General features: G+C 65.4%; 10 protein-coding genes. 5 read left to right on the forward strand and 5 right to left on the reverse strand.

Going from position 1 to position 8,604, the window contains the following annotated elements; all coding sequences use genetic code 11:
* Positions 1 to 221 precede the first annotated feature (221 nt).
* From VDP82_RS09995 to VDP82_RS10005, 3 genes are read right to left on the reverse strand one after another with little or no spacing between them, the layout of a single operon-like run.
* The gene (locus VDP82_RS09995; protein WP_323014703.1) at positions 222 to 1,019 is read right to left on the reverse strand and encodes an ABC transporter ATP-binding protein; all 798 of its coding nucleotides are present in this window, start codon (positions 1,017 to 1,019) and stop codon (positions 222 to 224) included.
* Complete coding sequence (locus tag VDP82_RS10000; RefSeq protein WP_323014704.1) at positions 1,012 to 2,052, reverse strand: iron ABC transporter permease; 1,041 nt, start codon at positions 2,050 to 2,052, stop codon at positions 1,012 to 1,014. The genes VDP82_RS09995 and VDP82_RS10000 overlap by 8 nt, the downstream gene beginning before the upstream one ends.
* Entirely contained in the window at positions 2,049 to 3,026 is a 978-nt protein-coding gene (locus VDP82_RS10005; protein WP_323014705.1) for an iron ABC transporter permease, read from the reverse strand. Before VDP82_RS10005 ends, VDP82_RS10000 begins: the two co-directional genes overlap by 4 nt.
* Before the next feature lie 140 nt (positions 3,027 to 3,166).
* Between VDP82_RS10005 and VDP82_RS10010 the strand changes: the two genes are divergently transcribed.
* From VDP82_RS10010 to VDP82_RS10030, 5 genes are read left to right on the forward strand one after another with little or no spacing between them, the layout of a single operon-like run.
* Positions 3,167 to 4,081, forward strand: a complete 915-nt coding sequence (locus VDP82_RS10010) for an iron-siderophore ABC transporter substrate-binding protein (protein WP_323014706.1) — start codon at positions 3,167 to 3,169, stop codon at positions 4,079 to 4,081.
* A gap of 54 nt (positions 4,082 to 4,135) precedes the next feature.
* Entirely contained in the window at positions 4,136 to 5,053 is a 918-nt protein-coding gene (locus VDP82_RS10015) for an iron-siderophore ABC transporter substrate-binding protein (RefSeq protein WP_323014707.1), read from the forward strand.
* A 54-nt stretch (positions 5,054 to 5,107) separates the two neighbouring features.
* Positions 5,108 to 5,968, forward strand: coding sequence for a sucrase ferredoxin (locus VDP82_RS10020; protein WP_323014708.1), 861 nt, complete (start codon positions 5,108 to 5,110; stop codon positions 5,966 to 5,968).
* 41 nt (positions 5,969 to 6,009) lie between these two features.
* Positions 6,010 to 6,594, forward strand: a complete 585-nt coding sequence (locus VDP82_RS10025) for an ABC transporter ATP-binding protein (RefSeq protein ID WP_323014709.1) — start codon at positions 6,010 to 6,012, stop codon at positions 6,592 to 6,594.
* Entirely contained in the window at positions 6,591 to 7,391 is an 801-nt protein-coding gene (locus VDP82_RS10030) for an ABC transporter permease (RefSeq protein WP_323014710.1), read from the forward strand. The genes VDP82_RS10025 and VDP82_RS10030 overlap by 4 nt, the downstream gene beginning before the upstream one ends.
* 65 nt (positions 7,392 to 7,456) lie before the next feature.
* Here VDP82_RS10030 and VDP82_RS10035 read toward each other — a convergent pair whose 3' ends face one another.
* Positions 7,457 to 7,747 (reverse strand): DUF1971 domain-containing protein, encoded by a 291-nt coding sequence (locus tag VDP82_RS10035; protein WP_323014711.1) that lies wholly within the window; start codon positions 7,745 to 7,747, stop codon positions 7,457 to 7,459.
* Positions 7,734 to 8,369, reverse strand: coding sequence for an FmdE family protein (locus VDP82_RS10040; RefSeq protein WP_323014712.1), 636 nt, complete (start codon positions 8,367 to 8,369; stop codon positions 7,734 to 7,736). Before VDP82_RS10040 ends, VDP82_RS10035 begins: the two co-directional genes overlap by 14 nt.
* Between the last annotated feature and the right edge of the window lie 235 nt (positions 8,370 to 8,604).

An 8,604-nucleotide genomic window follows, 5' to 3' on the forward strand; every position in this document is an offset into this window, starting at 1 on the left:
CCCGCTGCGATGCGCCGGCGCAGGATGGAGCCGGGCGCCACCCGCCCCGCCTGCCCGATCACCTCGTCAAGCGTCGTCGGGCGCAGCGCCGCCGCCAGCGGCATGCGGCCCGGGCGCGCGCCGGTGTCGAAAAGATCGCTCATGCCGATTCCGTGTCATCCGCCTTCCGCCCCCCGAGTAACAGGAAGCCGATGGGCAGACAATCGGGGGCTCGCGCGGCCCTATTGCCGGCGGAAGGGAATGCACATGGGGCGCTGATGCACCGGATCGGTGATGATCCGGGCCCCGATATTGAAGACCTCGGCAATCAGCTCGGAGCGCATCATGGCCTCGACCGGGCCGCTGTCGCGGATCTTGCCGCCGGAAACGAAGACGAGCTGGTCGGCATAGCGGGCGGCAAGATTGAGGTCGTGCAGCACCAGCACGATGGTGCGGCCCTGGTCCTTGTTGAGGCGGCTCACCAGTTCGAGGCATTCGAGCTGATGGGCCATATCGAGATGATTGACCGGCTCATCCAGGCAGATGATGTCGGTTTCCTGCGCCAGCACCATGGCGATCCAGGCACGCTGCAATTGCCCGCCCGAGAGCGAGCCGATACGGCGATGGCGCAGGGGCTCGACGCCGGTGCCGGCCATGGCGGCGGCGACCGCCGCGTCGTCGCGCGGGCTCCAGGGCTGAAGCATGGCTTGGTGGGGATAACGCCCCAGCCGCACCAGTTCCTCGACGCTCATATCCTGCGGGGCAGTGGGGCTTTGCGCCAAAAGGCCGATGCGCCGGCCCAGTTCCTTGCCGGTGAGGCGGGAGATATCGAGCGCATCGAGCAGCACCTGCCCGGATTGCGGCGCGTGCAGCCGGCGGATGGCGCGCAACAGCGTGGACTTGCCGCAGCCATTGGGGCCGGCCAGCACGGTGATCCGTCCGCTGGGAATGGGCAGGCTCAGCGCATCCAGGATCACGTCCTGCCCATAGCTGAGCGTCAGGTTCTTCACCTCGATGCGGCTGGCCAGCATGTCATCCATTGGTGTTGTCCTTGCGCATGAGCAGATAAAGGAAATAGGGCGCTCCGATCACTGCCGTCACCGTGCCGGCGGGCACTTCGAGAGGCGCGAAGGCAACGCGGATCAGCAAATCCGCCCCGATAAGGATGATGGCGCCGAGCAGGATGGAAGTAAGGATACCGGCCAGCCGCGCGCGCCCGACCAGCAGCCGCGCCAGATGCGGCGCCATCAGCCCGATGAAGCTGACGCCGCCGGCAAAGGCCACCGCCCCCGCCGTCAGCAGCGCGGCGAGGAAGAAGATGAAGACGCGATAGAGTGGCAGGTTGAGCCCGATGCTGCGCGAGGAGGTGTCGTCGAGATCGGCTGGAGGCAAATGCCGCGCCGCGATGGCGGCGACGATGCCAGTGGGGATCAGCACCGCCAGCATGAGCTGAATCTCGGTGGCGTTGATGGTGTTGACCGCGCCGGCCAGCCAGCGCGCTGCCTGCGCCGCCTGATAGACGGGTCCGACCAGCATGAAAATGGTGGTGAGCGCCTTGCAGGCAGCGGCAACGGCAATGCCGAAAAGCAGCAGGCGGATAGCCGACGAAGCCTGCCGCCCCGACAGGATGAAGACGAGGCTGACTGCGGCGATGGCACCCAGCGCGGCGGCCAGGGGTTGCCAGGCGACCGAAACCACCAGGGAATTTGTGTCGTTGGAAAAGATCGCCATGAAGAGCACGACGCCGAGCGCGGCGCCGTCGACCACGCCAAGCACGCCGGGCGAAGCCAGCTCGTTGCGGGTGATACGTTGCAGCAGATAGCCGGCAAAGGCGATGGCGCCCCCGGCGATAGCCGCCGCGGCAACGCGCGGCAGGCGCAATTGCAGCACCACCAGCCGCGAGGTCTTCTCGCCGCCGCCCAGCAGAACCTGAGCGACGGTTTCGAGCGGAATCCAGGTCGAACCAAAACCGATACCGGCCAGGAACAGCAGCGCGAAGATGGCCAGCACCACGGCGGTAACGACGCCCGGCCGCAAATGGACGGGCGAGGGAGAGGCGGCCATATCGGTCATGCCAGCCTCCGCATGAGCAGGACCAGCAGCGCCACGGCGCCGACGACGGCAGTGATGGCGCCCACCGGCGCCTCGACCGGATAGATGACGAAGCGCGCCGCCACGTCGGCGGTGGTGGCATAGATGGCGCCGGTCAACGCGGCGGCGGCAAGCTGGTGGCGATGGCGCAGGCCCACCAGCCGCCGGGCGATATGGGGCACGACCAACCCGACAAAGGCGACCGGCCCAGCCATGGACACGGCAGCGCCGGTCAAAAGCGAGACGGCGAGAAAGGCCAAGGCGCGCACCGCCGTCAGCGGCACCCCCAGGCTGGCGGCGGTGGAATCGTCGGCCTGGAGCGCGTCGAAGGCGGGGGCCAGCGCAAAGCCGGCGACAGTGCCGATCAGCACTACCGGAAGGCCATTGTAGAAGAGGCTGATCGGCCGATCGACAAAGGCACCAGAGAGCCAGAACAGCATTTGCTGCAATTGCGCCTCGTTGCTGGTGAGGATGATCTCGACGATGGCATGGGCAAGGCTGGCAAAGATGACCCCGACCAGCACGATCTTGAGCGGCGACAGCCCCCCTGCCCCGGCAGCAACGCCGAAAACGACGATGCTGGTGACCAGTGCGCCGAAGGCGGCAGCCAGCGACAGGCCCACCAACGATTGCACACCGAAGACGATGGTGGCGACGACCACGGCCAGCGAGGCGCCGGCGTTGAGGCCCAGCGTGTCGGGCGAGGCAATGCGGTTGCGCGACAGCGTCTGCACCATAACCCCGGCCATGCCGAGAGCCGCCCCGGCCAGCGGCGCGATCAGCGCGCGCGGCAGGCGCAGGCCGGCCAGGACCGTAGCGGTTTCCGAGCCGTCATTGGCGAAAAGCGCGGCCCAGACCTGCGCCGGGGAATAGAGGCGATAACCCAGCGTCATGCTGGCGAGCCAGACCAGCGCCAGCAACCCCGCCAGCACCGCATAGATGGTACCACGGGACAATTCCATGCTCCGGATACGCGGCGCGGCAGCGGCGATGGCCATGCCCGTTCGCTCCAATCCTGATATTGACAGTCAGCTTATTTTGATCGATGAAGCCATCCGATTTCTGAGAACAGATGTCAAGTTTAATGGAGAGCTTCATGTCGTCTCTACCCAGGCTTGCGGCCGCCTTGCTGGCCGCCACCATTCTCGCCGCCCCCGCCGCTGCCCGTGAGATCACCCATGCCATGGGCGTGACCGATGTGCCCGACAATCCGCAGCGCATCGTGGTGCTGACCAATGAAGGCACCGAGGCCCTGCTGGCCGTGGGCATCACCCCGGTCGGCGCCGTCAAATCCTTCCTGGGCAATCCCTGGTACGACCATATCGCCGCCGATATGGCGGACGTCACCGTAGTGGGGGAGGAATCGGCGGTGAACCTGGAAGTGCTGGTGGCGCTGGAGCCAGACCTCATCATCGGAAACAAGATGCGCCAGGAAGCCATTTACGAGCAGCTTTCGGCCATCGCCCCCACCGTCATTTCCGAACGCCTGCGCGGTGACTGGAAGATCAACATGGCGCTCTATACCGACGCCGCCGGCAAGGGCGAAGAGGGCAAGGCCGCGCTGGCCGCCTTCGATGCGCGCGTCGCCGCGCTCCATGACGCGCTGGGCTCCTCGCTCGATGAAGAGATTTCCATCGCCCGCTTCATGTCGGGCCAGACCCGCATCTATTTCAAGGACACCTTTTCAGGATTGATCCTCAACGAAATCGGCTTCCACCGCCCGGCCAATCAGGACAAGGACGATTTCGCCGAGCCGATCACCAAGGAACGCATTCCCGAATTCGAGGGCGACCGGCTGTTCTATTTCACTTATGAAACCGGCAATGGCGAAGCCAATGCGCAAGCCGAGGATTGGCTGGCCGACCCACTCTGGCAGAATCTCAATGTGGTCAAAGCCGGCAAGGTACATGCCGTCGATGACGCCGTGTGGAACACGGCGGGGGGCATTATCGCCGCCAATCTGATGCTGGACGACGTTGAGACCATCTACGGCCTCTCCTCGACGCGCTGATCTCGAATGGCCGGCTCAAAGCCGGCCATTGTTTTCTCCAACCGGAATATTGCCATGCTTCTGCGCCCGCTCGCCGTTCTCGCCGCCCTTTCCACCAGCCTGCTGCTCATCCTGCCGCTCGAAGCGCGCGAGGTGAACCATGCGATGGGCGTGACCGAGGTGCCGGACAATCCGCAGCGCATCGTCATGCTGACCAATGAAGGCACCGAAGCGCTGCTCTATCTGGGCGTCGTGCCGGTGGGCGCTGTGCAGAGCTGGGACGGCAATCCCTGGTATGACCATATCGCAACGGCGCTGGCCGACACCGTGCCGCTGGGTACCGAGCTGGCGGTGAACCTGGAAATCCTGGCCACGCTGGAGCCCGACCTGATCCTGGGCACCAAGGTGCGCCAGGAAGCCATCTATCCCCAACTCTCGGCCATCGCCCCGACGGTGATGACCGAAACCATCGGCGGGGAATGGCAGGAGAATTTGCAGTTCTACGCTGATGCCATCGGCAAGTCCGAAGCGGGCAAGGCGGCAGTGGATGGATTTGTCGCCCGCACCGGGACGATTCATGACGCGCTGAGCGATGCCGTCAACGAGCGCATCTCGCTGGTGCGCTTTTCGCCCAACCGCACCCGCATCTATTACAAGCAGACCTTTGCCGGTCTGGCTTTGCAGCAGATCGGGCTTCAGCGCCCTGCAAGCCAGGACAAGGACGACTTCGCCCAGGAAGTGACTAAGGAACGCATTCCCGAAATGGACGGCGACCGCATCTTCTATTTCTCCAGCGACCTCAATGGCGATGAATCGGCGGCCAATCTCAATGACTGGCTCAACGATCCGCTTTGGCTCAACCTCGAGGGGGTAAAGGCGGGCAAGGCCCAGCGGGTCAGCGAGATCATCTGGAACACAGCCGGCGGCATCTATGCGGCGCATCTGATGCTCGATGAACTCGAGGCCATTTACGGCCTCGCCTCCAGCCGCTAGGCGATGGCCGGGCACGTCTTCTGTTCCGACGTCTGCCGCGAACGCGGTGAGCCTTTGGCCGGCACCGGGGACGCGCCCGAGCGCGTGCTCATGCTGGCCTGGCCCCGCGGCAAATGGCGGGTGCCGCGCTGGGAATCGGCCGATATGGGCGAAGCGCTGAAAAAAGCGCTGCATGATGCCGTCCAAAGCGACATTCATCTGGCTCTGGTGGACAAGGTCGAATCAGAAACCGATCTGCCCACGCTGCATGCCCTGCCCGAAAATATCCGCGCCGATTTTGCCGATGAAGACGCGATCGTTGCCGCTATCAGGGCCTATGTGAAAGGCACTGTCTTTTCCGGTACGCGGGACCCGCGCACCACGATCCTGTGTTGCACCGACAGCCGGCGCGATGCCTGTTGCGCGCGGCATGGATTTTCCACCTATAAGGCGCTGGTGGCTGTCGCCGACCCGGCGCGCTTTCATGTGGTTCAGGCGACCCATCTGGGCGGCTGCCGCTTCGCCGCCTCGCTTGTGGTGATGCCGCAGCGCCAGCGCTACGGCCGCATGAGCGCCGGCCAGGCAATGGCCTTTCTCGACGCGCTCGAACGGGGCGTCGTCTATCTGCCCGCTTACAAGGGCCGCACCGACCAGCCCGAACCGATGCAGGTGGCCGAAATCGCCGCCATGGGCTGGGCGCAAGATCATGGGCTGGACATGGACGCCGTGGTGCTCGATGCCCCGGCCCTGCCCCATACCGTGCCTGAAGGCACTTCCCTCACCCTGGGAGCCGCCATCGGCTCAACCCGCCTGGCCATCCGTCTTTCCGCCCGGCGCTTCCTGATGCAGGGCAATTGCTCCATCGTGGCCAAGGGCGGAGGCGTCGAGACCATGCGCTGGTGCCTTGACGCCGTACAGCCGGAAGCGGCTGGTTAAACCTCTTGCTCCGGCTCCCGGGGCATGGCAACGCAACGGGCATGTCTCACCATCTCATTGCCAAGAGCCTGAAATTCCAGGCAGTCGGCCCCTTCGATCTCCGCGTTGAAAGCGGCAAATGCCTCGCCGTCGTCGGTCCGTCAGGGGCGGGCAAGAGCCTGCTGCTCAAGATGCTGGCCGATCTCATTCCCCATGAGGGGACATGCAGCCTCGATGGCGTGGACGCCCGGTCCATCCCGGCGCCGCATTGGCGACGGAGCCTGCGCTATTGCGCGGCCGAGCCAGGCTGGTGGGCGCCCACGATCGGTGCCCATTTCCGCGATCCCGGCGCGGCGCGACTGGCCTGTCCGTCGCTGCGGCTCGATCCCGCCCTGATCGATGCCGCGCCCGAGCGCGCCTCGACCGGGGAAAGGCAGCGCCTCGCTCTTCTGCGCAGCATGGAGGACGATCCCGCTTTCCTGCTGCTGGACGAACCCAGCTCGGCACTGGACGAAACGTCCACGGGCCTGATGGAAACGCTGCTTGAAGATGCAATGCATCGGGGCATGGGCCTGATCCTGGCCTCCCATGACAGGCGGCAGGTGGCGCGATTGGCTCACGATATCCTGGAAATCGCCCGAACATGACGCCCGGCTTCACCCCGATCGAGCTCGCCCTCGCCGCTGGCCTGGTGCTGTTCAGCGCTGGGCTGTCGCTGGCGCTGAAACTGGGCATTCACCGCTCGCTGCTGCTGGCGGCGCTGCGCATGACCGTGCAATTGCTGCTGGTGGGGCTGTTGCTGCGCGCCATATTCTCCTCGGGCAGCGCCTGGCTCACCCTGGGCCTCATTGTGATCATGATCGGGGCGGCGAGCTATGAGGTGGGCGCGCGCCAGCGGCGGCGCCTGCGCGGAGGCTGGACCTTTCTGGTCAGCGGCGCGGCGGTCAGCAGTTCCACCCTGCTGGTCGCCGTCTTCGCCCTGGCCAGCCTTTCGAGCTCGCAGGACTGGACAGCGCCGGCCGTCGTCATTCCCATCGCCGGCATCATCCTGGGTTCGGCGATGAATGCCGCCAGCATCGGCATCGGCTCGCTTCTGGAAACCATCTCGGCGGAGCGGGTGGGTATAGAAGCGCGACTGGCACTGGGCCACACGATGCGGCAGGCCACCGATCCGCTTCTGCGCCGCGCCATCCATACCGGCACCATTCCGGTGGTCAATCAAATGGCGGGGGCCGGCATCATCACCCTGCCCGGCATCATGAGCGGCCAGGTTCTGGCCGGCTTCGACCCGCTGGCGGCGGCGCAATCGCAGATCTTCCTGATGTTCCTCCTGTGCGCCGCTTCGGTGGGCAGCGTCGTCATCGCGGTGTTTCTCACCCTGCGGCGGCTGGGCGACGACCGGCAGCGGCTGCGCCTCGACCGGCTGGAGGCGGCGCGAGCCTGAAGCGCTCCCAGCAAAAGGGGCGATGGTCTTGCAGTTCGCAAGCGCGACAAAACAAAGGCCCGGACCTATTGCCGGGCGTGGAATTCAACGAAGAAGCGCACCCCGCCCAGCGGCGCGACCTCGTGCTGGGCCTGCGGATAGATCAGCGGGTAAACGCCCGGGGCCAGTTCCGTCTCGGTCCCCGCCGCCAGGTCGCGGAAAAGCAGGCGACCGGAGAGGACGTGAAGTTTGGCCCAGACGCCGGCCTTGGTGGAATGGCTACGCAGCAGGCCTGCGGGCACGCTGGCCTCGGTGAATTCGGATGTGCGCTTATAGGCGGTCAGGTCTTGCGGCCAGTAGCGGTCAGGCGAGGTCATCTTCGCCCTCCCAGGCATAGATGTGGATAAGCTTGGGATCGTTCGGATGCTCCACCAGCATACGCCGCACCCGATCCTGCCAGAGGCGGCCGAATTCGGCCTGTTCCTCGGGCGTCGCCTCGCCCGAGACGGCCCTGGGCATGAGCCGGCTCATAGCCGGATCATGCGGCACATGGTCGGTGTTGATGTCCACCACGACACCCTTGCCGGTATCGCGGCGCACCAGCGCCAGCGTGCCCTCGATGTCGGTGGCGAAACGCAGAAGGTCGTTGCGGGCGAAACGCCGGGCCGGGCCGATGCCCTGGAAGCCGGTTTCGGGCGCAGCCCCCGTCAGCAGCGTGGCAACCGAGGCAAGAACGCCAGTGGTGGCGTGGTCGCGCTCATTGCGCATGAACACCTTGATGCCACCACGCTCGGGCAACTGGTCGTCATAGAGCGCCTCGAGCCCGTTAAGCACCATCAGATAGGCGCTGGCGACTGCAGGACAGGAATGGCCGGCAAGCCGCACGGCGTCGGCATAACGATAGGCGATCACCCCATCTTCAGCGGCGCCCAGAAAAGCCGCGAGCGGCTCGCGCATGCGCAGGATCGGCGCATCGTCGAAAAATGCGGGGAAGGTCATGATCGTCTCTCCGGGCTGGTCGGTGCAAAGCCCTTATACACCCAAAACATGTATCTAATAGTCATGTTTTAGAACGGAGACTGGCCAATTTGTCGCGGCCGCATTCAGGCAGCGGGACGCTCGATGCCAAACTGGGTGGGATCGACGATAAGGTCGGCCAGGCTGTGGCGGTCCATCTCGGTCAGAAAAGCCGCCAGCGCCCCATCGAGGATGCCTCGCAACCGGCAGGAGGGCG

The sequence above is a fragment of the Devosia sp. genome, from assembly GCF_034675085.1.
Classification (GTDB): domain Bacteria; phylum Pseudomonadota; class Alphaproteobacteria; order Rhizobiales; family Devosiaceae; genus Devosia.

Excerpts from the sequence above, each read along its gene's own strand:
- VDP82_RS10010 (WP_323014706.1), top strand. The coding sequence starts at position 3,167 with ATGTCGTCTCTACCCAGGCTTGCGGCCGCCTTGCTGGCCGCCACCATT.
- VDP82_RS10015 (WP_323014707.1), top strand. The coding sequence starts at position 4,136 with ATGCTTCTGCGCCCGCTCGCCGTTCTCGCCGCCCTTTCCACCAGCCTG.
- VDP82_RS10040 (WP_323014712.1), bottom strand. The coding sequence starts at position 8,369 with ATGACCTTCCCCGCATTTTTCGACGATGCGCCGATCCTGCGCATGCGC.
- VDP82_RS10030 (WP_323014710.1), top strand. The coding sequence starts at position 6,591 with ATGACGCCCGGCTTCACCCCGATCGAGCTCGCCCTCGCCGCTGGCCTG.
- VDP82_RS10000 (WP_323014704.1), bottom strand. The coding sequence starts at position 2,052 with ATGACCGATATGGCCGCCTCTCCCTCGCCCGTCCATTTGCGGCCGGGC.
- VDP82_RS10025 (WP_323014709.1), top strand. The coding sequence starts at position 6,010 with ATGTCTCACCATCTCATTGCCAAGAGCCTGAAATTCCAGGCAGTCGGC.
- VDP82_RS10035 (WP_323014711.1), bottom strand. The coding sequence starts at position 7,747 with ATGACCTCGCCTGACCGCTACTGGCCGCAAGACCTGACCGCCTATAAG.
- VDP82_RS09995 (WP_323014703.1), bottom strand. The coding sequence starts at position 1,019 with ATGGATGACATGCTGGCCAGCCGCATCGAGGTGAAGAACCTGACGCTC.